The sequence below is a fragment of the Teredinibacter haidensis genome (assembly GCF_014211975.1).
GTDB lineage: Bacteria > Pseudomonadota > Gammaproteobacteria > Pseudomonadales > Cellvibrionaceae > Teredinibacter > Teredinibacter haidensis.
The window spans coordinates 2,296,567-2,322,100 of sequence record NZ_CP060084.1 but is presented as its reverse complement, the minus strand read 5'-3'; the positions used below and the strand labels follow the sequence as shown (position 1 = coordinate 2,322,100).

Below are 25,534 nucleotides of genomic sequence, written 5' to 3'. Positions count from 1 at the left end.
TTTTAAGGCCTGCTACAGGTGTCTACAAGTATGCCTTAAGAATGGGCCAGATCTCGCTGGCGTTGTTCACGGAATGGTCGGCATTCCAGTTTTCGTGGTGATCATTTGCATTGATATAGCCATAACCTGCGGCAATGGTAGGCATGCCGGCATTGATGCCGCAGAGAATGTCACGCTGGTGGTCGCCGATATAGATTGCATCGGCGGGATCGCAACTCACCTGTTGGCAGGCGAGATAGAGGGCATCGGGAGCGGGTTTACGTTCATTAACGTGCTCTGGGCACACAATGGAGGTGGGAGCAGAGAGAAATTCGAAAGACTCCATCAATGGTTCGGTATAGGCCCAAGGTTTATTAGTGACAATACCCCAGGGAATATCGGCACACGCGATTTGCGCTAACAAATTTTCGATGCCGTTAAAGGGCTCTGTGAGGGAAGCGAGATCCTGCAGATAAAACTGTAATAGCGCGCTTCGTAACTCATCAAAGCCTTCATCTTTCGGCGTTTTTCCAAACGCCAGATTCAACATGGCATTCGCCCCATCGGACACAACTCGACGAATAACCTCGAAGGGCAGGGGTTCTTGCTCCCTGGAGAGTAACAGGGTGTTCAATGCATTGGCTAGGTCGGGAGCGGTGTCCAGCAGGGTACCGTCCAGATCAAAAAATACAGCGGCTAAAGTCATTTTACTTTTCTTGCGTGTAGCAGATAATTAACATCGACATCGTTGGGGTTTAAACGATATTTTTTTGTTAAAGGGTTGTAGGTAATCCCGCAAATATCCTCGACCACCAATCCGGCATCGCGCGCCCAGGCGCATAATTCGGAAGGGCGAATGAATTTGCTGTATTCATGGGTGCCTTTGGGTAACAGCTTTAAGAGATACTCTGCGCCCAATATGGCAAACCCATAGGCTTTTGGATTGCGATTAATGGTCGAGAAGAATATGTCGCCACCGGGTTTCAGTAGTCTGGTACAGGCCTTAATGGCGCTGCCCGGATCGGGTACATGCTCAAGCATTTCCAGGCAAGTGAGTGTGTCGAAAGTTTCTGGGCTTTCCTGTGCAAAAGCCTCTGCCGTTGTTTGCAGGTATTCCACCTTGGCTCCAGATTCCAAGCCGTGAAGTTTGGCCACTTCCAGTGGCGCTGCACCCATATCAATACCGGTAACGTTGGCGCCTCGTTGGTAGAGGGCTTCACATAAAATACCGCCACCGCAGCCAACATCCAGTACATTTTTTTCAGCGACTTTTGCGCGTTCGTCAATATAGTTCGCGCGTAAGGGATTGATGTCGTGCAGGGGCTTAAATTCACCATTTAAATCCCACCAACGGCTAGCCATGCGCTCAAATTTGGCAATTTCACTTTCATCGACGTTTTGGGTGGCGGTAGTCGTGTTCATCATTACTCTCCGTCGTGTCCTTGAATAGTGTTTTGCCATTTCAGGGCATGGTTTTTTAGCTCGGTAGAATTCATTCTGGCCAGTGCATAGTCTTGCACTAGGTGTTCACCGGCTACCCAAAGGTTGGATACTCGACTGCCCGAAGCTGTGTAAACCAATTGGCTCAAAGGGTTGTAGAGAGGGGCGCTGGAGACACCCGAAAAATCTATGGCAATGATATCGGCCTGTTTTCCCGGTTCCAGCGAGCCAACCTGGTCTTCGATGCCTAAAGCTCGCGCGCCATTTATTGTGGACATTTCGATGGCAGTGGCAGCATCAATAGCCAATGGGTTTCCGGCAACCATTTTACCTAAAAGGGCGGCAGACTGGGATTCGGCAAACATATCCAAATCGTTGTTGCTGGCAGCGCCATCGGTACCCAGTGCGACATTGATAGTGTTGTCGAGCAAGGTTTGAGTCGGACAGTTGCCACTGGCCAGTTTCATATTGGATTGCGGACAGTGAATAACGTGCGCTCCACTCAGTTGAAGGATGTCTATATCGTTCGCGTCGAGTTGCGTCATATGGACGCACTGGGTAAGGGGTGTCAGCAGCCCTAAATCCTGCAGGCGCTGAATAGGGCGCATGCCGGTGCGGCCGATGGCCCTTTCTATTTCGTCTGCAGTTTCGTGTAAGTGAATTTGTATCGGCGCTTGCAGTTCTTCCGCATAAGTGGCGATTTTCTGCAGAGCTGTATCGGAAACGGTGTAGGGCGCGTGGGGGCCAAAGCCGATTTTTATTAGCGGGTGAGAGCGGTATTTATCCCGCAGCTTTAAGCCCTTGTTTATGGCGTCGTCGGCATCTTTGGACCAGTTGTTGGTAGCGTCGAGCACCGGGAAAACGATCTGGGCGCGCATACCTGCTTCGTGGGCCGCTGTGGCACAGGCTTCCGGGAAATAGTACATGTCGGAAAAACAGGTCGTGCCGGAAAGCATCATTTCAGCAATGGCCAGCCGGCTGCCATCGCGCACAAACGCTTCATCAACCCACTGGGATTCTGCCGGCCAGATATGCTCGTTCAGCCAGGTTTCGAGAGGTAGGTCGTCCGCATAACCCCGCAATAACGTCATGGCGGCGTGGCCGTGGCAGTTGATCAGCCCTGGCATCAGCAGTTGGGCGCCTAAATCAACCCGGCTGCGGGGGATGTACTGTTCTTCAACTTTCCCGCTGGGAACAATCGCAACAATACAGTCGTCTTTTATTAGCAGACTGCAATCGCTGTATACCCTCTCGCGGGGAATAACGGGCAGTATCCACGAGGCGTCGAGGGACAGGTCTACAGGGATTTTGTTGGTCATATTGCGTACAGATCGTATGTTGTTTGGCCGCAAAGCCAAGGAATTGTTCGGGAGGCCAGTATACCTGTAAATCAGGGGGCCGTGGTGGCCTCTCAGCGTGCTTATCGCATTGATTTTGTGGTAGTATTCGCCGTTTATTTGATCGCGAGCCAGGACAGCCTGGGGCGCCAACAACAATAAGGCATATCCCGCACAGCGGGTGAGACATTCATGGGCGATATTGCAAAAGAAATTCTACCGGTAAACATCGAAGACGAACTGAAGCAATCCTATCTCGATTACGCGATGAGCGTAATTGTGGGGCGAGCTCTACCAGACGTGCGCGATGGTTTGAAACCTGTACACCGTCGTGTGCTGTTTGCGATGAGCGAGCTGAACAACGATTGGAACAAACCCTATAAAAAGTCGGCCCGTGTGGTGGGTGACGTAATCGGTAAATATCACCCTCATGGTGATTCGGCCGTATACGACACTATCGTTCGTATGGCGCAGCCTTTTTCTTTGCGTTACACGCTGGTTGATGGTCAGGGCAACTTCGGTTCCGTCGACGGTGATAGTGCGGCGGCCATGCGATATACAGAAATTCGCATGAAGAAGCTGGCTCACGATCTGTTGGCCGATCTGGATAAAGAAACCGTCGACTTTGTACCCAACTACGATGGTACCGAGATGATTCCGGCAGTGCTGCCCACTCGTGTGCCTAACTTGCTGGTTAATGGTTCCTCTGGAATCGCCGTTGGTATGGCCACCAATATCCCGCCGCACAACCTCTTCGAGGTGGTACAGGGCTGCTTGGCCCTTATCGATAATTCGGACATCACCATCGATGAGCTGATGGAGTATATCCCGGGGCCAGACTTTCCTACCGGCGCCATTATCAATGGTCGCGCCGGTATTATTCAGGCCTACCGTACCGGCCGTGGCCGCATCTACGTTCGTGCGAAGGCCGATGTGGAAACGGATGAGAAAACCGGCCGTGACACCATCATCATTAACGAAATTCCGTACCAGGTAAACAAAGCCCGCCTGATCGAAAAAATCGCCGAGCTGGTAAAAGACAAGAAGATAGAAGGTATTTCCGAAATTCGTGACGAGTCGGACAAAGACGGTTTGCGCGTGGTTATCGAAATCAAGCGAGGAGAGATGGGCGATGTGGTGCTCAATAATCTGTTCGCCCAGACCCAGTTGCAGAGCGTGTTCGGTATCAACGTTGTTGCCCTGGTAAACGATCAGCCAAAAGTGCTTAACCTGAAGGAACTGTTGGAGCATTTTGTCACTCATCGCCGCGAGGTTGTTACGCGCCGTACAGTTTACTTGCTGCGCAAAGCCCGCGAACGTGGTCATGTGCTGGAAGGTTTAGCGGTTGCCATTGCGAATATTGATGAAATAATCGCTCTGATCAAGGCATCGCCATCTCCCGCGGAAGCCCGTGAAGCATTGCTGGCTCGTGGTTGGGGTACCGAAACCATCAGCCAATTTCTACAGCGTGCTGGCGCCGATGCCTGTAAACCAGATGAGCTTGGTGATGAGTTTGGTCTGCGTGATGGCCTCTATTATCTTTCGTTGGCGCAGGTTCAAGCCATTCTTGAGCTGCGTTTGCACCGCTTGACCGGTATGGAGCACGATAAGCTGCTTGGGGAATACGAAGAAAAACTGAAGCTTATTGCCGAATATCTCGAAATTTTGGGTAACCCTGGGCGTTTAATGGAAGTTATCCGTGAAGAGCTGGAAGCTGTAAAAGAAGAGTATGGCGATGAGCGCCGAACCGATATTCAGCATTCCCAGCAGGATTTAACCGTAGAAGACCTGATTACCGAAGAAGACCGTGTGGTCACCATTTCCCATGGTGGCTACGCCAAGACTCAGCCGCTGGATGCCTACCAGGCGCAGCGTCGGGGTGGAATGGGTAAAGCGGCAACAGCGGTGAAAGATGAAGATTTCGTCGAGCATATGCTGATTGCCTGCACTCACGACTATCTACTCTGCTTCACGAATGCGGGCAAGGTATTCTGGCTGAAAGTCTTCCAAATCCCTGTTGCGGGTCGCCAGTCTCGCGGCCGCCCAATGGTAAATCTATTGCCATTGGAAGAGGGTGAACGCATTACCTCGATACTGCCAGTACGCGAATTTGATGAAGACCTCTTTATTGTTATGGCCACATCTAATGGCACAGTGAAGAAAACGCCGTTACCTCAATTTGCTCGTCCGCGTTCCGTAGGTCTGCGCGCGATCGATCTGGTAGAAGGCGACCACTTGGTAGGAACCTCCATTACCGACGGCAGTAAAGATATTATGCTGCTGAGCTCTAGCGGTAAGGCTGCGCGTTTTGAGGAAGCGCAAGTGCGTTCAATGGGACGCGTTTCCCGTGGCGTTCGAGGTATAAGAATGAACGAAGAGCATCGCGTTATTGCCATGCTGATTCCCTCCGATAATGGAAAGGTGTTAACCGTCAGCGCGAATGGCTACGGTAAGCGCACCGAAGTAAGCGATTTTCCCACAAAAGGTCGTGGTGCTCAGGGGGTGATCGCCATGCAAACCTCCGATCGCAATGGCGAGCTGGTGGGTGCAACACAAGTGTTTGATGGCGATGAGATCATGATGATATCCGACCAAGGCACCTTGGTAAGAACTCGCTGTGACGAGATTTCTGTGTTGAGTCGTAATACGCAAGGCGTGCGCCTGATTCGTGTGAAAGATGGCGAGCATATTGTTGGTGTCGAACGAATTGCCGAGCAATTAGATGATGCGCCCGAAGGTGAGATAGACACCGAAGAGTAACTCTGGAGTTAGAATACGTGAGCGATAACAACCAAACTCCAAACAGCCAGGAGCAGCAAGAACTGGCTGAACTGCGCGATAAGATTGATGCCATTGATACACAAATCGGTGACCTCATCAGCGCCCGGGCGAGCTGTGCGCAAAATGTAGCAGAAATCAAAAAGCGCTATGCAGGAGAGGCATTCCCCAATTTTTATCGCCCGGAAAGAGAGGCGCAGGTGCTGCACAAGGCAATGGCTCGCAATAAGGGGCCGTTGCACGATGAAGAATACGCGCGCTTGTTTCGCGAAATCATGTCGGCGTGTTTGGCGCTGGAAAATCCGGTAAAGGTTGCTTATCTGGGGCCCGAAGGCACCTATACTCAGCAGGCGGCACTGAAGCATTTTGGTCATTCTGCGCAGGCGGTTTCCCTCTCGGCAATCGATGAGGTTTTTCGTGAAGTAGCCTCGGGTGCTTCCCATTACGGTGTCGTGCCTGTGGAAAATTCCACGGAAGGCGTTGTAACTCACACCCTGGATAACTTTCTTTCCAGCAGTGTAAAGATCTGCGGCGAAGTTGTGCTGCGTATTCATCATCATTTTTTGGTTTCCGATATCACCCGCACAGAGCATATTTCGCGTGTATATTCTCATGCGCAGTCGCTTTCTCAATGCCGTAAATGGTTAGATGCGCACTTCCCGCAAGCCGAGCGCATCGCTGTCAGCAGCAACTCGGAAGCCGCCCGTCGTTTAAAGGGCGAGTGGAATGCGGCAGCGATTGCTGGTGAGATTGCCGCCGAACTCTACGATCTAAAAAGCTACGCCCAAAACATTGAAGATCAGCCCGACAACTCCACGCGCTTCTTAATTATTGGCTCTGAAGATGTTGGCCCGAGCGGCAATGATAAAACGTCTTTGGTGGTTTCTACCCGCAATGAGCCCGGTGCTCTACACGACCTATTAGAACCATTTCATCATCACAAAATTGATCTCACCCGTGTCGAGACGCGCCCTTCGCCCACTGGAACATGGAACTATGTGTTCTTTATCGATTTTTCCGGCCATGTGCAGGATAACGTTGTTCAGGCGGCTCTTCAGGATGTTGCAAAGAACGTGTCCGATTTAAAAATATTAGGCTCTTACCCCAAGGGCGTTTTGTAGTCTGCGTGAACTCTCCATCGGAAACTGGTATGGCTAACATTGTTTGGCAAGATCATGTTGTCACTAAACAGCAAAGATCCGAGCAAAAAGGGCAAAAACCCTGCCTGATCTGGTTTACAGGTTTGAGCGGGGCTGGTAAATCGACCATTGCGAACGAACTGGAGTTGGAGCTTTATAGGCGAGGGCAGCATACCTATATTCTTGATGGCGATAATGTTCGTCACGGCCTAAGTAAGGATTTGGGGTTTTGCGATGCGGACAGGGAAGAGAATATACGTCGTATCGGAGAAGCGTCTCGCCTTTTTGTCGAAGCAGGGCTGATTGTCATAAGTGCTTTTATTTCCCCTTTTCGATCAGACCGACGAATTGCGAGAGAGCTTTTTGCTCCTGGAGAATTTATAGAAGTCTACATGTCGGCACCACTCACCGTTTGTGAGGCGCGCGACCCTAAAGGATTATACAAAAAAGCTCGGTGCGGCGATTTAAAGCACTTTACGGGAATAGATTCTCCCTATGAAGTACCCGAAGACGCGGAGGTTTCACTAAACACCGCACAAAAAAGCATAAAAGCCTGCGTTAAACAAATTATTGATTATTTGATAGCTCATGACCGAATTAAATAAAGTTGTTATTGTTGGCCTGGGCTTGATCGGCGGCAGCCTTGCGGCGGGCTTAAGGGCGGCTGGCGTATGCAAAAAAATTATTGGCGTTGCTCGCAGAGAGGAAACTTGTAGTCAAGCAATGTCTATGGGAATTGTTGATCAAGCAACAACAGACTTGGCTTCAATTGCTGGCGAGCTTGGGAAAGGCGACATTATTTTTATCTCGGTACCCACGCTAACCGTAGGTGGTATTGTGCGGGCGATTAAAAACAGCGTGAATGGCGACGTCATTGTTACGGATGGTGCCAGCGTTAAAGGTAGTGTGCGTAAAGACGTAAAAGATATTTATGGGTATTTCCCCCCGAATTTTGTTTTGGGCCACCCCATAGCGGGTTCCGAACAAAGTGGTGTAGAGGCCTCCAATCCAGATTTATATATTGGCCACCGTGTCATTCTTACTCCTGTAGAGGAAAACGCTCCGGCAGCGGTGGCAGCCGTGCGCTCTATGTGGGAATGGGTAGGAGCTGAAGTGCTGGAAATGGATGTGGACGACCACGATAATGTTTTGGCAGCCACCAGTCATTTACCCCATGTTATTGCTTTTTCGCTGGTTGATACGCTCGCCCACGATAGTCAAAATGAAAACATTTTCCGTTATGCTGCAGGAGGGTTTAGGGATTTCACCCGTATTGCCAGTAGTGATGCCATTATGTGGCGAGATATAATGCTCGCAAACAAAGACAGCGTAATTGATGCAATCGATTTGTTTGCGTCCAATCTTTCACGTTTACGTGCGTTTATCGACCAGGAAAACGCCACCGAAATCACCGGTGTCTTTACCCGCGCAAAGTTTGCGCGGGATCGATTCACCAAAATGTTAGAGCACAGAGCTTATAGTAAATCTATGCAAAACTCCGAAGAAAAAAATGTTGTCTATACTGTTGCGCCTGGCGGCAGTGTTAAAGGAAAAATTCGTGTTCCTGGTGATAAATCCATTTCTCACCGCTCGATTATGCTGGGTTCACTGGCGGAAGGCGTAACTCATATTGAAGGCTTTCTAGAAGGCGAAGATGCGCTCGCAACACTGCAAGCTTTTCGCGATATGGGTGTTGTTATCGAGGGCCCCAACAAAGGTAAAGTTACCGTGCATGGGGTGGGTCTAAATGGGTTGCAAGCGCCTACTGGGCCGCTCTATGTGGGCAACTCCGGTACGTCCATGCGTTTGTTATCGGGTATTCTTGCTGGCCAAACCTTTAGCAGCGAACTAACCGGTGATATCTCTTTAAGCAAGCGCCCAATGAATCGTGTGGCTAATCCGCTGCGTGAAATGGGCGCTGTAATCGATACAGCTGAAGAGGGGCGCCCACCCATGAAAATTCACGGCGCCTCTAAATTAAAAGCCATCGAATACGACATGCCGATGGCCAGCGCCCAGGTAAAATCCTGTTTGTTGCTGGCAGGTCTGTACGCGGATGGTGCCAGTTCCGTAACGGAGCCAGCTCCAACGCGAGATCATACCGAGCGAATGCTGCGTGGTTTTGGTTACAGTGTGCAGCGCGAAGGGAATAAAGTAACGGTCGCTTCCGGTGGTAAACTTACGGCAACGGATATCGATATTCCTGCAGATATTTCCTCGGCCACATTCTTTATGGTGGCTGCCGCCATTTGTCCCGGTTCAGATATTACGCTCACGCACGTAGGTGTTAACCCTACTCGTATTGGTGTTATCAATATTCTGACGCTAATGGGGGCCAATGTAGAGCTTGAGAATAAGCGCGAAGTGGGCGGTGAACCGGTAGCCGATATTCGTGTGCAGTATGCACCTTTAAAAGGAATTCAAATCCCGGAAGAGCAGGTGCCTCTGGCTATTGACGAGTTCCCCGCCATACTGATCGCAGCGGCCTGTGCCGATGGGAAAACAGTATTGACCGGTGCAGAAGAGCTGCGCGTGAAAGAAACGGACCGTATTCAAGCCATGGCTGACGGTCTTACCTCTCTGGGTATTGACTGCGAAACAAAGCCCGATGGTATTGTGGTTAACGGTGGGAAAATGACTGGAGGATCAGTAGAAAGCTTCCACGATCACCGAATTGCGATGTCATTTACTATTGCGGCACTGCGAGCATCTGGCGAAATTCGCGTGAATAACTGCGCGAATGTGGCAACATCCTTCCCAAATTTCGTTGAACTGGCGAAAAAGGTTGGAATAAGCTTAGAAGTAAATTGTTCTTAATTTCGAGCGTTAAAACATTATAATTTCCGTCCTTCGGCGGGATGCCGGCGCTACTATCAGATACAACTAGGTTACTATTTCATGTCAAACGAATACACCATGACACACCTCAAGCAGCTTGAGGCGGAGAGCATTCATATCATTCGCGAAGTTGCGGCGGAGTTTGATAACCCTGTAATGCTTTATTCCGTGGGAAAAGATTCCGCAGTAATGATGCACTTGGCCATGAAAGCCTTTGCGCCCGGTAAGCCACCGTTTCCGCTTATGCATGTGGATACGACATGGAAGTTTAAAGAAATGATTCAGTTCCGCGAACAGCGAATCAAAGATTTGGGCTGGGACTTGATTGTGCATATCAATCAGGAAGGTGTGGATATGGAGATCAGCCCGTTTGTTCACGGCAGCGCCAAGCACACCGATATTATGAAAACCCAGGGTCTAAAGCAGGGCCTAGATAAATACGGCTTTGATGCCGCCTTTGGTGGCGCACGCAGGGACGAGGAAAAATCCCGGGCGAAAGAGCGAGTCTACTCTTTTCGTGATAAGAATCATCGCTGGGATCCCAAAAGCCAACGTCCAGAATTGTGGAACCTGTACAACGGTAAAGTCGATAAAGGCGAAAGCATACGTGTGTTCCCCTTATCCAACTGGACTGAGCTAGATATCTGGCAATATATCCACCTAGAAGATATTCCTATTGTTCCGCTCTATTTTGCGGCCAAGCGTAAAGTTGTGGAAAAAGACGGTGTGCTTATCATGGTTGATGATGAGCGTATGCCCATTGAAGAGGGCGAAAAGATAGAAGAGAAAATGGTTCGCTTCCGTACCTTGGGTTGTTATCCGCTAACGGGTGCTGTGGAATCCACAGCAACAACCCTGCCGGAAATTATTCAAGAGATGCTGCTAACAAAAACCTCCGAGCGCCAGGGCCGTGTTATCGATCACGATTCAGCCGGGTCTATGGAGAAGAAAAAGCAGGAAGGGTATTTTTAAGTCAACGTCTGGCGCTCCTGCAACGAGCGAAGCGAAGTACTCTAAAAACGACGAAGCAGCGTTCCAAAAATTTCGGAGAAATTTTATTATATGTCTCATCAATCAGAATTAATCGAAAGCGATATCGATGAATATCTCGCTCAACATGAACAGAAAGAGCTGCTGCGTTTTTTAACCTGCGGCAGTGTGGACGATGGTAAATCCACCTTAATTGGACGCTTGCTCCACGATTCAAAAATGATCTACGAAGATCAGCTGGCCGCTGTTGCCTCCGATTCCAGCAAGCACGGTACAACTGGAGAAAAGCTAGATCTTGCACTGTTGGTAGATGGTTTGCAGGCTGAACGGGAGCAAGGCATTACTATTGATGTAGCCTACCGCTATTTCTCTACTGCCAAACGCAAGTTTATTATTGCCGATACTCCAGGTCATGAGCAGTACACCCGCAATATGGCAACAGGCGCTTCTACCTGTGATCTAGCCATCATACTTATCGATGCGCGCTATGGTGTGCAAACGCAAACGCGCCGCCATTCCTATATCGCATCCTTGCTGGGCATTAAGCACGTTGTGGTCGCCATTAATAAAATGGATTTGGTGGGCTTTGATGAGAAGCGCTTTGAAGAAATTAAAGCCGATTATTTGCAGCTTTCCAAATCTTTGAACGATGCTGAATTACATTTTGTACCCATGTCAGCTTTGGATGGGGATAATGTTGTCAATATCAGCGAGCGCACCCCATGGTATTCCGGGCGATCCTTAATGGAAATTCTGGAATTCGTTGAAGTCGCTGCAGACAAAAATATTCACGATTTTCGATACCCCGTCCAGTATGTTAATCGCCCCAATCTCAATTTTCGTGGTTTTTGTGGAACCGTTGCTTCAGGTGTTGTGAAAACGGGCGATTTGGTAAAAGTGTATCCATCGGAGAAAACCAGTAAAATCAAATCAATTGTCACCTATGAGTGCGAGCTGGATCAGGCCTTTATTGATCAGTCTGTAACGCTAACACTGGAAGATGAAATTGATATCAGTCGCGGCGATATGATCGTTCACGCAGATGCTACTCCGGCCTTTACTGACCGTATGCGTGCCCACCTGGTGTGGATGGCAGAAGCGACGATGGCACCGGGCAAACAGTATTTATTTAAATTCGCCAGTAAGGTTACCTCGGGGTTTGTTTCCGATGTTGAGTACCGGATTGATGTTAATACCTTCGAAAAATCTGAAGCGAATGAAATACAACTGAATGATATTGCCGTAGTGGATGTTCAGCTAGAGCAAAAAGTGGTTGTCGACCCTTACCAGCAAAACCGTGCTACAGGTGCGTTCATTATTATTGACCGTATGACAAACATTACGGTTGGTGCCGGTATGGTTATTAATCCGCTGGAAGCTAAGCACTCAGGCACATCGCAATTTTCGGAGTTTGAACTGGAGATGAATGCGCTTGTACGGAAACATTTTCCGCATTGGGATGCGAAAGACATTTCAAAACTATAAGAGCCTTTTTTTAGTTGTTAAAACGCCGGCAATGCCGGCGTTTTTTATGCTTGCAGCTTAAAACGGCAAATTCCTACACTCATTTATCCCTATATCCTACAGTCAAAAAACGAGCCTCTTTCTATACTTATCCTTCGAGCGGGTGGATTATTATAGAAACGCAAAAGGGGAGTAACATGGTTGAATGTTTAGTAGCTAAAGCACCAGCTAGATTTGTTTTTAAAGATATCTACAATGCGTTGTTAGCGTTGGCTGTATTTTGCGTGCTTTTATCCATTCCCGTAACAACCGGTGCTGCCAAGGCACCGCTGGCTATAAAAAGATCAGTGGTCGAAATGGCGGCCTCGAAAATGAACGTTAATTTAGCCCGCTGACCAGCCAAACCTAAAAGGGATAGATGCCGCTATTACGGGTCAAGACAAAGGTAAAAATATTCTTTAGTGCATCTCAGAGCTTGCGTAACACAGTTGTTGTTTATTATTGATAAATTGAAGTTCGCAAACCATGCAAATCACGGCATAATTACCCTTACTGTTGTTGTTCGTGATTGATAATAATGAAAAAAACACGTTGTAATTGGTTCTTTAGTATTGTATTTCGCTTTGGATGGTTAGGTTATTGCGCTGTAAACGCTTATGCTGATACAGCGGTTAAGGATATACGCTACTTTGACCTTCCGGGACAATCGCTACAGTCTGCGCTAATTGAATTTGCTGTTCAGGCCGATATCACAATTATTGCGAATGAGGCGTTGATCCGAAAAAAACTCGCTACGCCAATTATGGGTCCTCGTACGGTCGATATTGCATTAGCTCAGTTGCTGGCAAAAGCGGATTTAGCCTATATTTACAGCCAGAGTTCGAATAGTTACAGCCTTACTCCATCACCTGCCTCCTCAAGTAATAGCCCTGAGCCGCTCGCCAGCGAAGCTAAATTTAATGATCAGATCGATGAAACGCTGGTCTTCGGTGCTTCCCATTCATTTCGTTATAACACCATCTCCAGCACGCAGTTACATGGGGAAATCCCTTACTTCGACTCTGCTCGTTTTATTAATGTACTGCCCAGTAGTCTAATCAATGACCAGCAAGCAGAAGAGTTGGCAGAGATTGTGAAGTTCGCTAGCAGCGTAACACCGGGCGATGGTGTTGCCGATAGCAATGATGATATTTTGATTCGAGGCTTTCCCCGGCATGCGACTTTTCTGGATGGCTTTCGTTTGGGGGATAGTACAGGTGTAAAAATAGTGCCCGCGAATGTAGAGCGTATAGAAATATTAAAAGGGCCATCCACCATACTCTACGGCCAAGGGGAGCCGGGTGGAACATTAAATATTGTTCGAAAACAGCCTCTAAAAGAGAATCACCTTTGGGTGGATGTTGGTATGGGCTCTGGTGACCACCTGTCTGCCGATGTCGATATTAATGTGTCCCCTGAGAGCACCCCAGCTATTCAGTATCGAGCGATAATGGCCAATGATAAGCAGCGGGAACTCGGTGATAACAGCGATTTACTTAGCCAACTATTTTCAGGCGCAGTAAGCTGGGCTCAAAATGACAATACCCAATTCTCGCTTCGTTACGACTATCAATATTCTGAATTTACCGGGGATCGGGATTTCGACGTTTTTCGTTCCTATGGTGATTTTTTTCCGGGAGCAACATTGGCTGAAGTTGTTCCGCAGGCAAGGCAGGGTTTTTCTGCGTACTTTAACCTACTCACAGCAGAGCTTAATCATTACCTTTCTCCAACCTGGCGTTTGCGGGCAAGAACTGGGTGGCAAAATGAATTCCGCTATGGCGTAAGAACAACGGGCGAGCAGCTATTGCGTACCGATATTTTATTTCGCAAAGAAGAGCTAGGGGAAGATTTATTAATATTTGCCCCCGGAGGGCAGGCGGTTATTGCGGTTGTGCTTGATATAGCTCGCGATGAATGGCGCTACGAGATAGCGCCCATTCGCAGCCTATACGATGAAGATGCTGAAGAAAATGCGCTGAGCTTTAACACTAGCCTGGAGGGGGCATTTTCTCTGTTTGATAGGGATCACCATGCTACCTTCGGTTTTGACTTTCATCGACAGGAAGTCGATACGCGCTACGTGGTCGAGGTAAGAGATGTTTTTGCGAATCAAAGTTGGAATGGGCTCGAATTGGAAGCAGAGCTTTCAAATATACTCAATACCATTTTAGCCTCCAGTGAAAATATAGGGCTTCTAGAAGAGTACCAAAATACACTTACCTATTCTGACGTTGGGTTGTTTATGCAAGACAGCGTAGAGTTAAGTGATCGGCTGGTGGCTTCCTTCGGTGCACGCTATACCATGACAGAAGGAAATTATACCGATACCACAAACTATATTTCTACAAGGTTAAATACGCATAGAAAATTATCCGCGCAGGCAGGTTTGGTCTTTAGAATTGATCACAATAACTCGTTTTTTTCGAATTACAGCGAGGGCTTAAAGCCAAATTATCAGTTAGACGATAGCCTCTATCAAGTTGACGAGCCCGAGTTGTCCAAACAAACTGAAATTGGAATAAAAACACGACTATTCAATAATCGGCTCCTTGCTTCAGTAGCTGCATTCGAAATAGGCAAATGGAATGTTGCCGAGTTGAGAGTGATTGAGGGGGTTAGGACTTCAGTGACCAATAATCGACAATTTTCTCGTGGAGTAGATCTCGATTTCACCCTTAGATTGTACGATTCAATCAACCTGGTCGGTGCTGCTGCGATACTCTCGCCAGAAATTCTCAACGGTGAAAACAAGGGGAATAGGCAGGCACTTGCCGCAAAAAAAACGTCCAGCCTGTTTGCCCACTATGAACTCAGTTCAGCATTGGATTTTAGTTTGGGTTACAAATTCGTTGGTGGGCGCTATGCGAATGATGACAACACTTACTATCTGGAACCCTACACGACGTTTGATCTTGGGTGTAAATATCAAATGCATTTACAGGATGCAAAGCTGAATATAAAGGTGGCAATAAAAAACCTGTTAGACCAGGGTTACTACACCGCATTGCTAAGTGGTGTTAGAGAGAACCGAGCAGTGGGACGATCTATGATGGCATCTGTACAAGTGGAGTTTTAAATGAATGTCAAACACCCGTTAACAGAGTTGTACGAAAGCTGTCAGCCAGAGCTGCTGCGCTCAATTGTTCGAAAATTCAGGAAGAATCATGCCGATGCCGAAGATATTATTCAGGATGCCTTCCACAACATTTTGCGAGCCGACAATTTTGAATCCCTCGATAATCCCCGAGCCTACCTTTACCAGGCAGCGAGCAATTTGGCGCTAAACAGGATCCGCAACCAAAAACGGCGTGCGCAGCTTACGGCAATGCAACACACAACGGATGAAGACACTATTTCCCCGGAGCGTTCTGTCATGGCGAAGCAGGATATTCTGGCTTTGAAGCGTAGTATCGATGAACTTCCCGAAAAGTATCGTAAAACATTTCTGTTAAGCCGTGAGCAAGGTAAGAGCTATAGGGCGATCGCCGCAGAGCTGAATATTGCAGAAAGCACAGTAGAAAAGCACATTATTCGTGTACTGAAACATTTAAAAACCCATTTGGACATAGGAGGTGCGATATGAGCGCCGATCGTTCCTCTCTTGTGGTTGCCGAAGAAGCCGCCATTCGGTGGCTTGCTCGTCTGCAGTCTAAAAATCTATCAAAAAGTGAAGAGCAAATGTTCTGGCAATGGTTGGAAGCCTCGGCAATTAATCAGGCGGCCTACATAAAGGCAGAAAAATTGTGGGAGCGGGGTGAAGTATTGGCAGACATTCCCGAAGGAAAGTCATCGCGCTCAGGATGGAAGCCCGCTACGAGCTGGGTGGCGGCTTGCGCAGTTGTATTGCTAGGTGTGTTGTTTATATTCAATAGCATGGGGAATAAAACGGAAAGTCACCAGTTTCATACCGCCGTTGGCCAACAGTTAAGTGTGCCGCTAAAGGACGGCTCTACCATAACGCTTAATACGCAGTCTCGTATACGCGTGAAAATAACGAATGGTAGCCGTACTGTTTATTTGGACGAAGGAGAAGCCTTTTTCGATGTAGTTAAAGACGCGAGCCGCCCCTTTGACGTTATTACCCCAAGCGGTGTAGTCCGAGTATTGGGAACCCGCTTTTCCGTTCAGGAAACGGGGCAAACAGCTCAGGTTACAGTTCTGGAAGGGTTGGTTGCGTTGGGATCAAGGTCGGAAAACCAGTTTAATGCCAAAGTCCAGCTTAGGCGTAATCAGCTGGCTAGCTTTGCCAGTGTAGCAAAAGGCGAAAAACCGAAAAGTGTCGATGCTCATTCCATGCTGTCCTGGCGTAAGCGGCAGCTTATTTTTCGGGGGCAGCCACTAACGGAGGTTATCCATGAATTACAGCGTTACCATGCGGGCAAAATTCGGCTTGCAGATGAATCACTGGGGAGCAAGCAGGTAACCGCCGTTATCCAGTTATCTGAAAACGAGAACAAACTAAAGGCCCTGGCGAGCGCTCTTGGTTTAAAAGTTAGCTACAGCGTTGCTGAAAATGAGTTTCTTCTACAGGTGCCGTAGGTGCCTAATGAATCTGTGGAGGGAGACATATTTTCGGGTGTCTATAGGTGAGGAAGGGGCAAAAGCGCCGATATAAGTAGCTCAATTAAACTGATATAAATATAAGAGGTCGCAAGAATGAATCTAAAAGTCGTTTTTTTTCAAATACCAACAATTCTTCTATCGCTAGCCGTTGTCGCTTGCGGTGGTGGAAATGCAACTCCTGTTGAGCCTGGCTCTAACAATTCGGTGCCCAGCCCTGATCCGGCTCCCGGTTCAGCAGAGGGTGCGTTTAGGCTGTCTCATTCGACGTTGGCTTATACTGCGAGGGATTCAGACATCATCTATTTTCAGCAGGACATTATCGGCACACTTAATCAGCCGGATGGTGATGTGTATATCTTTGTTGATGTCTCTGGAACTGATCTTATTGTCGATGCCGAAGCAATATTGTCCGAAGTCGATTACTCGGGAACGTTAACCCTTACAACGCAATCTTCGGATCTGTTACCTGGGGTGGGTATTTATACCGGCAGCTTTACCGTAAGTGCCTGCAAGGACGCTGCGTGTACAACGCAATACAGTGGGAGCCCGAAAACAGTAGACGTGATCTATTCTGTTATTCCCTCCGAAAACGAGGATGCTAGCTGTTCAATGCAGCCAGGGCTTGTGTTTGGTGAATGCGTAGCCACGGAGTGGCTCGGTGTTCTAGGTTGGGAAATGTTAAAAGATGGAACTTACACCAACTTCCTTTATACCGATAACAATAGCGACTACTTGGTTAACTGGGATGTTATCGATACCGAAGAAGAAGGCTACGGCAGAGTGATTGATGTTAGCTTCAACAATGACGACGCTAACGGGTCGTTGAGCTTTGGCGCTCCTTATTCAGAAGACGGCTACAACGTGAATATGAGTGGCTACAATAATGGCACTATAGAATTTGATATTCGCATGTTGGATTGGGGAGATGCGACAGATTTATTTGCTCATGTGTCCTGCCATTACCCCTGTATTAGCGAAAACATTTCCTTGGGCACACTCGCCATTGGCGAGTGGACTCATATATCTCTAAGCGTTAGTGAAATGATTTCTACCGGCCTCGATACGAGTGTAGTTACCGAAGCGCTTTCGTTAGAGCCCAGCTGGGATGCCATGAACGGTTTGCGCTACCAGCTCGACAATGTGCGCTGGGTTAAAGGTGATGGCGATCCCATAGAAGAGTTGGGCGAGCAAGTGCAAGAAATTCTACTGGGTGAGCAAGCGGTGTCTTATGATTTTTGGGGCGGAGCCCCCTCAATGAATGACTTTTATACGGAAGCGGGCGTACTTACCTTTAACCCTGGCTGGTCTACAGTAAGGGACAAAATTGCGATTCGATACGATCTGAATCCGCTTCTCGACTTAACAAACGGCTCGGTTCAGGTTGAAATGTATATACCAGAGAATTACACCGGTAACGAAGTTGAAGCACAGCTTTTTGTTATGGATTACGGATACCGCTATGCCGCTCCAGTCGCGATTAATTTGGCTGCAATGGAGGTAGGAGGCTGGACAACGCTTTCTCTAGCAGGCCTTTCCGACGAAGATTTTGACTACAAAGAAGACGGCTTCGACAAAACCTTAATTCAGGTTGTTGGTGTTCAGTTATACGTAACGGGCGAGGCCGTTCCTGCAGGTTCAGATAGTTTACAGTTTAGAAATTTTCGTATCGACAAGGGCGCTACACCTTAGCAGGCTCCTTATATGCTCGGCGCCTGCCCTTTTCTCGGGGGGCGCCAGTTATTATGGTTAAGCCGCGAAAAACTTTCTCTCTGCGTGTAAAATGGCGAGCATCCAACGAGGGAGATACTCAATGTCTGATACTGGCCCACGCCTGCTTGTTGCTCTGGACTATCAAAACACAGAGCAATGTTTAAATCTTGTACAACAATTAAATCCTGCCGATTGCCGTTTAAAAATTGGTAAAGAGCTGTTTACTGCGGTTGGGCCGTCAATTGTCGAATCTGTACAAAAACTGGGTTTCGACGTATTTCTCGATCTCAAATTCCACGATATTCCCAACACCGTTGCGGGCGCTGTCAGCTCCGCTGCTGGCTTGGGCGTTTGGATGACAAACGTACATGCCTTGGGCGGTGAGCGTATGATGGTTGCTGCGCGAGAAGCGCTTGCGGCTTTTCAGCAAAAGCCCTTACTCATTGCCGTTACAGTGCTTACCAGTATGGACGCATCGGATCTGGCGGGCATTGGCATTCAAGAGCAGCCAGAGCAGGTGGTGACGCGTTTGGCCTCGCTGGCCAAACAGTCGGGAATGGACGGTATTGTGTGCTCAGCAGTGGAAGCGGCGCAAATGAAGTCTATACAGGGAGCGGAGTTTTTAACAATCACACCCGGTATTCGTCCTGCGAGCGCAGCACAGGGAGACCAGCGTCGGGTCGTCACGCCAGAGCAGGCGATGCAAAATGGCAGTGACTACATTGTTGTCGGCCGCCCCATAACTCAAGCTGAAAACCCCGCAGAAGCCTGTGCCGCAATTGCGGCAAGTATTCAGGGGTTGTAAACGAAAATGATGATGAATAATAAGGTATTTCCGGTCATCACCGTGGATGGCCCCAGTGGCTCCGGTAAGGGTACGATCTGCCGTTTGTTGGCCGAAGCCACAGGTTTTTCGCTGCTGGATAGTGGCGCGTTATATCGGTTAACCGCCTTAGCCGCTATTCGTGCGGGTGTGGATCGTGATAACGAAGAGACGGTAACCTCAATCGCTCAGAGCCTTAACACCGAATTTAAGCTAACACCAACCGCTATCGCTGTTATGCTCGATGGTGATGACGTTACTCAGGATATACGGCGGGAAGATGTCGGTATGGCCGCATCCAAGGTTGCCGCATACCCGGGTGTGCGCGAAGCATTGCTAAATCGTCAGCGGGATTTTCGACAGCAGCCCGGTCTGGTTGCCGATGGTCGCGATATGGGTACCGTAGTGTTCCCCGATGCGCCGATTAAAGTATTCCTTACCGCCAGCGCACAAGAGCGCGCCAATCGCCGTGTGAAGCAACTGCAGGAGGCGGGCGAAGAGAATATCGACAAAGCAAAAATTTTGGCCGATATTCAGGCTCGCGACGAGCGCGACAGTAGCCGAGCTGCTGCACCCCTGAAGCCGGCGGATGATGCCCTGGTGCTCGATAGCACATCGTTATCGATTACCGATGTTTTTGAAACAATTATGGCCGAGGTATACAGCCGCAACATTCTGCAGGCCTAGGAGGGTTAAATGTTTGGCAAGCTGGTTCGATGGATTCGCAGTTTTTTTGTACTTGTTTGGTTGCTGGCAATATTACTGATTGGAGGCTGGATCGCGTACGGCAATCCGGATTACACCTCGTTGAACGTCTTTGGTTTCCAGTTCCCCGAAATGACAATAGGCTTTTACCTGTGTTTTACCTTTACGGCGGGCGTCGCGCTCGGTTGGTTTGGAACCTGGTTATTGGCGCAGGCAAAGCTCTATTCTCGCAGGCGCGAGCTGGGTAAAGTCAATAAAGAGGTTGGTAAGCTCCGCGCAGCACAAGTAAAGGAGTAAAAAGCAGAACATGAAGGAGCTTCTGGTTTTTATTTTTTTGTTTATTGCACTAGGGTTGGGCTTTGGCATGGGGCGCTATACTCGCAGGCTGCGGCACCCGTTGGTCGAGAATAACCGCAAACTGTCTGAACAGTCCTACTATCAGGGGCTGACCTATCTGTTAAACGATGAGCCGGACGCAGAAATCGATACGTTTATAGCGGCTCTAGACGTTAATAGCGACACACTGGAAACCCATCTGGCGCTTGGCAACCTGTTGCGTAAACGAGGCGAGGTGGCCCGGGCGATTCGTATACACCAAAACCTGCTTTCTCGCCCCAGCTTAAGTAAAAGCCAGCTACATATCGCGCAATTGGAACTGGCAGTGGATTATTTGAAGTCCGGCCTTTTAGATAGAGCGGAAATTCTGTTTAAAGAGTTGGCCGATGTCAGAGGGCTCGAAAAAACAATTCGAGAGAAAGCCCTGGCGTTTCTGCTTGAGGTTTACGAGGATACTCACGAATGGCTAGCCGCTATTGATGTGGCCGACAGATTGACCGCCAGTAAGTTTGCGGGCACACCAGACATTTGGCGAGAGAGGCAAGCGCATTACTGCTGTGAGCTAGCAGACAAAGCGCTTGAGCAAAACGATTGTGAAAATACACGCCGCCTGCTGCGCAACGCACTGCGCTACGATAAAACCTGTGCCAGAGCTGCATTGCTGCAAGCCAGGGTGGAATTGAAACAGGGCGCGGGCTTGGTGGCGCTTACCTTGTTGCGAAAATTGCCTTATCAAAACCCTCAGTTTGTGTCTGAAGTGCTGCCGCTCATATACGAAAGCTTCAAGGAGCTGAACAGCCCGGCAGAAATGACAGTAATGTACCAGGAAATCTACGGCCTGAACAATAACCTGCAAACACTTAGCTATCTTGCCAAATCCATCGCAGAAGAGCAGGGCGAAGGCAAGGTTGTCGACTTTCTGCTGCACGAGCTACAAGCCTTTCCCCAGATGGAAGCCGCAGGCGAACTGCTCAAGCTTGTCGCTGAAAATCACACCCAGTGGAAAGGCTTCAGCTATAACATGATTACGGGTGTACTGGAAAAGCTCACCAAAGACCGATCTCTGTACAATTGCTCTAACTGTGGCTTTGAGGGCGAGCAATTGCATTGGCTGTGTCCAAGCTGTAAGAGCTGGTCTACTATCGCTCAACGGTAATAGGTCAGCGTAGGGCAGGGCCGCTCGCCAAGGTGTCTCTAACGTTCTTCCCCCGAAGCAGACAAAGCCTGCGATCCAGAAGCAAAGCGCCGCAGAAGAAAGAAAGCCACCATTAGCGTGCGAGGCGGCCACCGCGCTGAAATCGCTTGAGATTTAGCCAGTAACCTGTTAACGTCGCGCCCCTCGAAATCCGTCGAAACCGTCCTAAAGCCAGATGTGGAGCGGTTTTAACTTAAAAACAACTGACCCGTATACTGGCAATACGGTTTAAACAACTTATAGGTAATGGAATGAGCGAAAGCTTTGCAGAACTCTTTGAAGAGAGTTTACAAACGGTAGATATGGTGCCTGGCACCATCGTAACTGGCGTAGTGATCGATATCGATCAGGATTGGGTAACCGTACACGCCGGCCTGAAGTCTGAAGGCGTTATTCCCGCCGTACAATTCCTAAACGAGAAAGGCGAACTCGACCTAAATATAGGTGACGAAGTTCAGGTTGCTCTGGAAACCGTAGAAGATGGTTTCGGTGAAACCCGTCTGTCTCGTGAAAAAGCCAAGCGTGCCGAAAGCTGGAAAGTGCTGGAAGCTGCGCACGAGTCTGAAGAAGTTATTACAGGTGTGATTAACGGTAAGGTTAAGGGTGGTTTCACCGTAGACGTTGCTGGTATTCGTGCTTTCTTGCCGGGTTCATTAGTAGACGTTCGCCCAGTGCGCGAAACGACTCACCTGGAAGGTAAAGAGTTAGAGTTTAAAGTTATTAAGTTAGACCAGAAGCGCAATAATGTTGTTGTTTCTCGTCGTGCTGTAATGGAGCAAGCTAACACCGAAGAGCGTGATGAGTTGCTGGCCACCTTGCAAGAAGGCCAAGCGGTTAAAGGTATCGTTAAGAACCTGACCGATTACGGTGCCTTTGTTGACTTGGGCGGCGTAGACGGCCTGTTGCACATTACCGATATGGCGTGGAAGCGCATTAAGCACCCAAGCGAAATCGTTGCTGTTGGTGACGAGATCGACGTTAAAGTGCTTAAGTTTGATCGTGAGCGCAACCGTGTTTCTCTTGGCCTTAAGCAACTGGGTGAAGATCCATGGGCGGCTATCACTAACCGTTACCCAGAAGGCGCCAAAGTTAAGGCGACCATCACCAACCTTACCGACTACGGCTGTTTTGCCGAGATCGAAGAAGGTGTTGAAGGTTTGGTTCACGTATCCGAAATGGATTGGACCAACAAAAACATCCACCCAAGCAAGGTTGTAAACCTGGGCGACGAAGTGGAAGTGATGATTCTGGATATCGACGAAGAGCGTCGTCGTATTTCCCTGGGTATCAAGCAGTGTCAAGAAAACCCATGGGATGCATTCAGCAATCAATTCGCTAAAGGCGACAAGATCTCTGGCAAAATCAAATCTATCACCGATTTCGGTATCTTTATTGGCCTCGACGGCGGTATCGACGGTTTGGTTCACTTGTCCGATATCAGCTGGAATGAAGCTGGCGAAGAAGCCGTACGCAAGTACAAGAAAGGCGACGAGCTGGAAACCGTTGTATTGGCTATCGACCCAGAGCGCGAGCGCATCTCCTTGGGTATCAAGCAGTTGGATGAAGACCCGTTCTCTGTTTACGTAACCAACAACGACAAAGGCACCATCGTTAACGGCATCATCAAGTCTGTAGACGCCAAAGAAGCTGTTGTTACCTTGGCAGACGATGTAGAAGCCACACTGAAAGCCTCAGAAATTAGCCGCGACAAGGTAGAAGATGCCCGTAACGTGCTGAAAGAAGGTGAAGAAGTGGAAGCCAAAATCACCAACGTTGACCGCAAAAACCGTACAATTATGCTGAGCATCAAAGCGAAGGATAACGACGACGAAAAAGCGGCCATCAAAGAGCACAGCGCCAAAACCACCGAGCAAGCAGCGCCTGCAACTATTGGTGACTTGATTAAAGCTGAAATGCAAAGTAAAGATAAATAAGCGCTAATTACGTTTAGCTAGCTTTGCAAAAAGCGGCGCATCGAAAGGTGTGTCGCTTTTTTTATGGAGGCACAAAAAAACGTGCGCACAGTGCCGTCGTAAATCGAACCGCTCCAGCAGCCACCCAAAGGGCGGCGCCTTCAACAAAAAACAGCCGGGCTGGTACTCGGCGGCTTTTTGTTGTATAAACAACAACTTGCAGCTAAAACGTAGTAACTGCATTCACTAACAAACCTAACACAATGATATAAGCTGCTTTTTACGCTAATATCTAAGCTACTCACTTAAATAAGCCCCACCTTTAGCCTATGACCAAGTCAGAGCTGATAGAGCGAATCGCAGAGCGGCAGGATCAGCTCTCTGCAAAAGATATTGAGCTTGCCGTTAAGCTCATACTGGAGTACATGTCCCAGTGTTTAGCCAACGGTGATCGCATAGAAATCCGTGGTTTCGGCAGCTTCTCACTCCACTACCGCGCCCCGCGAACAGGTCGTAACCCTAAAACGGGTGAATCTGTAGAGCTGGCTGGCAAGTACGTTCCTCACTTCAAGCCCGGCAAAGAAATGCGCGACAGGGTGAATGAAAGCCTGCAAAACGAATAGACCATTCAAGAAAGGCCGACTGATAGGTTAATTTGTAACGAAAACCCAAATAATAAAAAGGTTACAGCTCAGAAAGTCCCGTATTTCATCGGCCCGTCTCGGCAGCGAAGTGCTCGTCTGGGATGCTGGGAAAATCAAATGAAAAAAATTGTGAATACCCACAATTTCTAATGCGCGTACTATATAATGCGCACCCGTAAAATGTGAACTACTGCTCGTAATTGGATGCCAACGTGAAGGAAAAGCAACTAAACCGGCCACAAATCGTTCCTGTAATTCTCTCTGGTGGTAGCGGAACACGGCTCTGGCCTAAATCCCGTAAAACCTACCCCAAGCAACTCCACAAACTATACGGCGATTGCACCATGCTGCAGCACACCGTAAAGCGTGTAGCGCAGTTCGAGGCGCCCATTGTTGTGTGTAACAACGACCAACGTTTTATGGTGGCAGACCAGCTAAGCGAAGTCTGCACGGCAAAGCCGCATATTATTTTGGAGCCTATGGGCAGAAATACCGCGCCTGCGATCGCAGCAGCAGCGGATTTGGCGCTAAAGCATTACCGCAACCCCATATTGGTGGTGCTGGCGGCAGACCATTTGATTAAAGACCTGGCTGCATTCAATGCGGCAATGGACCACGCTATAAGCGCTGCAGCAGAAAAGAAGCTGGTTGCCTTTGGTGTGGTGCCAGACAAGCCCGAAACGGGTTACGGTTATATTCAAGCTGAAACGGGCAATAACGCAGAAGGTAGCAAGGTTATTCAGTTTGTAGAAAAACCAAACCTTGAAACAGCTAAGCAATACCTGCAAGCAGGTAACTACACCTGGAACAGCGGCATGTTCGTATTCTCAGCGCAGCAAGTGCTGGAAGAAATAAAAACCTGTGGAGGTGAGTGGCTAGAAGCGTGTCACAAAGCGGTAGAATATGCAGAATCTGATTTAGATTTTATTCGTCTAAACAAAGAACACTTTTCCTGTTGCGACAATATTTCCATAGACTACGCCCTAATGGAAAAAACCGAGAACGCCTGGATGGTACCGCTAAACGCGGGCTGGAGTGATCTAGGTAGTTGGGATTCGCTCTGGGAAGTGAGCGATAAAGACGAAAATGGCAACGCTGTGTTTGGTGACGCATTCCTACAGAATTGTAACAATTCGCTGATCCATTCTCAAAATCGTTTGGTTACAGCAATAGGTTTAGACAATATTGTTATTGTTGAAAGTGATGATGCTTTATTAGTGGCAAACCGACAAAAAACACAAGATGTAAAAAATATTGTTGATTGGCTTAAAGAAGAACAGCGAAGCGAGTTTAAACATCACCGACAAGTACACCGTCCCTGGGGAAGTTTCGATTCCATAGATAGCGGTGAGCGTTACCAGGTGAAACGCATAGAAGTAAAGCCTGGGGCCAGCCTTTCTCTCCAGTTACATCATCACAGAGCAGAACACTGGATAGTTGTAAAAGGGACAGCCAAGGTAAAAAAGGGCAAAGAAGAGCGAATGCTTTACGAGAATGAATCTATATATATACCTATAGGGGAAAATCATCAACTCTCTAATCCGGGCAAGCTTCCGTTGCATATAATAGAAGTGCGTAGCGGAAGCTATATGGGAGAAGATGATATCGTACGTTTAAACGATTTTTAGATTCGTTTCG

At 48.4% G+C, this 25,534-nt stretch carries 21 protein-coding genes; 18 read left to right on the top strand and 3 right to left on the bottom strand.

Annotated features, from left to right (window positions below):
* Positions 1 to 22: 22 nt before the first annotated feature.
* The 3 genes from H5715_RS08945 to H5715_RS08935 are packed head-to-tail and all read right to left on the bottom strand — an operon-like array spanning position 23 to position 2,738.
* The gene (locus H5715_RS08945) at positions 23 to 685 is read right to left on the bottom strand and encodes an HAD family hydrolase (protein WP_075185500.1); all 663 of its coding nucleotides are present in this window, start codon (positions 683 to 685) and stop codon (positions 23 to 25) included.
* Complete coding sequence (ubiG, locus tag H5715_RS08940) at positions 682 to 1,401, bottom strand: bifunctional 2-polyprenyl-6-hydroxyphenol methylase/3-demethylubiquinol 3-O-methyltransferase UbiG (RefSeq protein WP_083608009.1); 720 nt, start codon at positions 1,399 to 1,401, stop codon at positions 682 to 684. Before ubiG ends, H5715_RS08945 begins: the two co-directional genes overlap by 4 nt.
* Before the next feature lie 2 nt (positions 1,402 to 1,403).
* Positions 1,404 to 2,738, bottom strand: coding sequence for a TRZ/ATZ family hydrolase (locus H5715_RS08935; protein ID WP_075185730.1), 1,335 nt, complete (start codon positions 2,736 to 2,738; stop codon positions 1,404 to 1,406).
* Between the two features lie 210 nt (positions 2,739 to 2,948).
* Between H5715_RS08935 and gyrA the strand changes: the two genes are divergently transcribed.
* The 18 genes from gyrA to H5715_RS08845 all read left to right on the top strand — a co-directional run bounded on the left by gyrA (position 2,949) and on the right by H5715_RS08845 (position 25,524).
* Positions 2,949 to 5,516, top strand: a complete 2,568-nt coding sequence (gyrA, locus tag H5715_RS08930; RefSeq protein ID WP_075185498.1) for a DNA gyrase subunit A — start codon at positions 2,949 to 2,951, stop codon at positions 5,514 to 5,516.
* 17 nt (positions 5,517 to 5,533) lie between these two features.
* Positions 5,534 to 6,655, top strand: coding sequence for a prephenate dehydratase (gene pheA / locus H5715_RS08925; RefSeq protein ID WP_075185497.1), 1,122 nt, complete (start codon positions 5,534 to 5,536; stop codon positions 6,653 to 6,655).
* 29 nt (positions 6,656 to 6,684) lie between these two features.
* Positions 6,685 to 7,278, top strand: a complete 594-nt coding sequence (cysC, locus tag H5715_RS08920) for an adenylyl-sulfate kinase (protein ID WP_075185496.1) — start codon at positions 6,685 to 6,687, stop codon at positions 7,276 to 7,278.
* On the top strand, positions 7,262 to 9,490 hold the full coding sequence (locus tag H5715_RS08915; RefSeq protein WP_075185495.1) for a bifunctional prephenate dehydrogenase/3-phosphoshikimate 1-carboxyvinyltransferase: 2,229 nt from the start codon (positions 7,262 to 7,264) through the stop codon (positions 9,488 to 9,490). Before cysC ends, H5715_RS08915 begins: the two co-directional genes overlap by 17 nt.
* 81 nt (positions 9,491 to 9,571) lie before the next feature.
* Positions 9,572 to 10,483, top strand: a complete 912-nt coding sequence (gene cysD, locus H5715_RS08910; RefSeq protein WP_075185494.1) for a sulfate adenylyltransferase subunit CysD — start codon at positions 9,572 to 9,574, stop codon at positions 10,481 to 10,483.
* A 90-nt stretch (positions 10,484 to 10,573) separates the two neighbouring features.
* Entirely contained in the window at positions 10,574 to 11,986 is a 1,413-nt protein-coding gene (gene cysN / locus H5715_RS08905; RefSeq protein WP_075185493.1) for a sulfate adenylyltransferase subunit CysN, read from the top strand.
* 176 nt (positions 11,987 to 12,162) lie between these two features.
* Positions 12,163 to 12,360, top strand: a complete 198-nt coding sequence (locus tag H5715_RS08900; RefSeq protein WP_075185492.1) for a hypothetical protein — start codon at positions 12,163 to 12,165, stop codon at positions 12,358 to 12,360.
* A 182-nt stretch (positions 12,361 to 12,542) separates the two neighbouring features.
* A complete protein-coding gene (locus H5715_RS08895; protein WP_075185491.1) occupies positions 12,543 to 15,083 on the top strand; it encodes a TonB-dependent siderophore receptor in 2,541 nt (846 codons plus the stop codon).
* Positions 15,084 to 15,590: an RNA polymerase sigma factor gene (locus H5715_RS08890; RefSeq protein WP_075185490.1), complete on the top strand. Its 507-nt coding sequence runs from the start codon at positions 15,084 to 15,086 to the stop codon at positions 15,588 to 15,590.
* Entirely contained in the window at positions 15,587 to 16,546 is a 960-nt protein-coding gene (locus H5715_RS08885; protein WP_075185489.1) for a FecR family protein, read from the top strand. Before H5715_RS08890 ends, H5715_RS08885 begins: the two co-directional genes overlap by 4 nt.
* Before the next feature lie 117 nt (positions 16,547 to 16,663).
* The gene (locus H5715_RS08880) at positions 16,664 to 18,259 is read left to right on the top strand and encodes a hypothetical protein (RefSeq protein ID WP_075185488.1); all 1,596 of its coding nucleotides are present in this window, start codon (positions 16,664 to 16,666) and stop codon (positions 18,257 to 18,259) included.
* A 121-nt stretch (positions 18,260 to 18,380) separates the two neighbouring features.
* A complete protein-coding gene (gene pyrF / locus H5715_RS08875) occupies positions 18,381 to 19,085 on the top strand; it encodes an orotidine-5'-phosphate decarboxylase (protein WP_075185487.1) in 705 nt (234 codons plus the stop codon).
* Positions 19,086 to 19,091: 6 nt separating this feature from the next.
* The gene (gene cmk, locus H5715_RS08870; RefSeq protein WP_139309773.1) at positions 19,092 to 19,790 is read left to right on the top strand and encodes a (d)CMP kinase; all 699 of its coding nucleotides are present in this window, start codon (positions 19,092 to 19,094) and stop codon (positions 19,788 to 19,790) included.
* A gap of 9 nt (positions 19,791 to 19,799) precedes the next feature.
* Positions 19,800 to 20,105, top strand: coding sequence for a LapA family protein (locus H5715_RS08865; RefSeq protein ID WP_075185486.1), 306 nt, complete (start codon positions 19,800 to 19,802; stop codon positions 20,103 to 20,105).
* Between the two features lie 10 nt (positions 20,106 to 20,115).
* Entirely contained in the window at positions 20,116 to 21,300 is a 1,185-nt protein-coding gene (lapB, locus tag H5715_RS08860; RefSeq protein ID WP_075185485.1) for a lipopolysaccharide assembly protein LapB, read from the top strand.
* A gap of 290 nt (positions 21,301 to 21,590) precedes the next feature.
* Entirely contained in the window at positions 21,591 to 23,273 is a 1,683-nt protein-coding gene (rpsA, locus tag H5715_RS08855) for a 30S ribosomal protein S1 (RefSeq protein WP_075185484.1), read from the top strand.
* Positions 23,274 to 23,581: 308 nt separating this feature from the next.
* Positions 23,582 to 23,875, top strand: a complete 294-nt coding sequence (gene ihfB, locus H5715_RS08850) for an integration host factor subunit beta (RefSeq protein WP_075185482.1) — start codon at positions 23,582 to 23,584, stop codon at positions 23,873 to 23,875.
* Positions 23,876 to 24,108: 233 nt separating this feature from the next.
* Positions 24,109 to 25,524 (top strand): mannose-1-phosphate guanylyltransferase/mannose-6-phosphate isomerase, encoded by a 1,416-nt coding sequence (locus H5715_RS08845; protein WP_075185481.1) that lies wholly within the window; start codon positions 24,109 to 24,111, stop codon positions 25,522 to 25,524.
* The last annotated feature ends 10 nt before the right edge of the window (positions 25,525 to 25,534 follow it).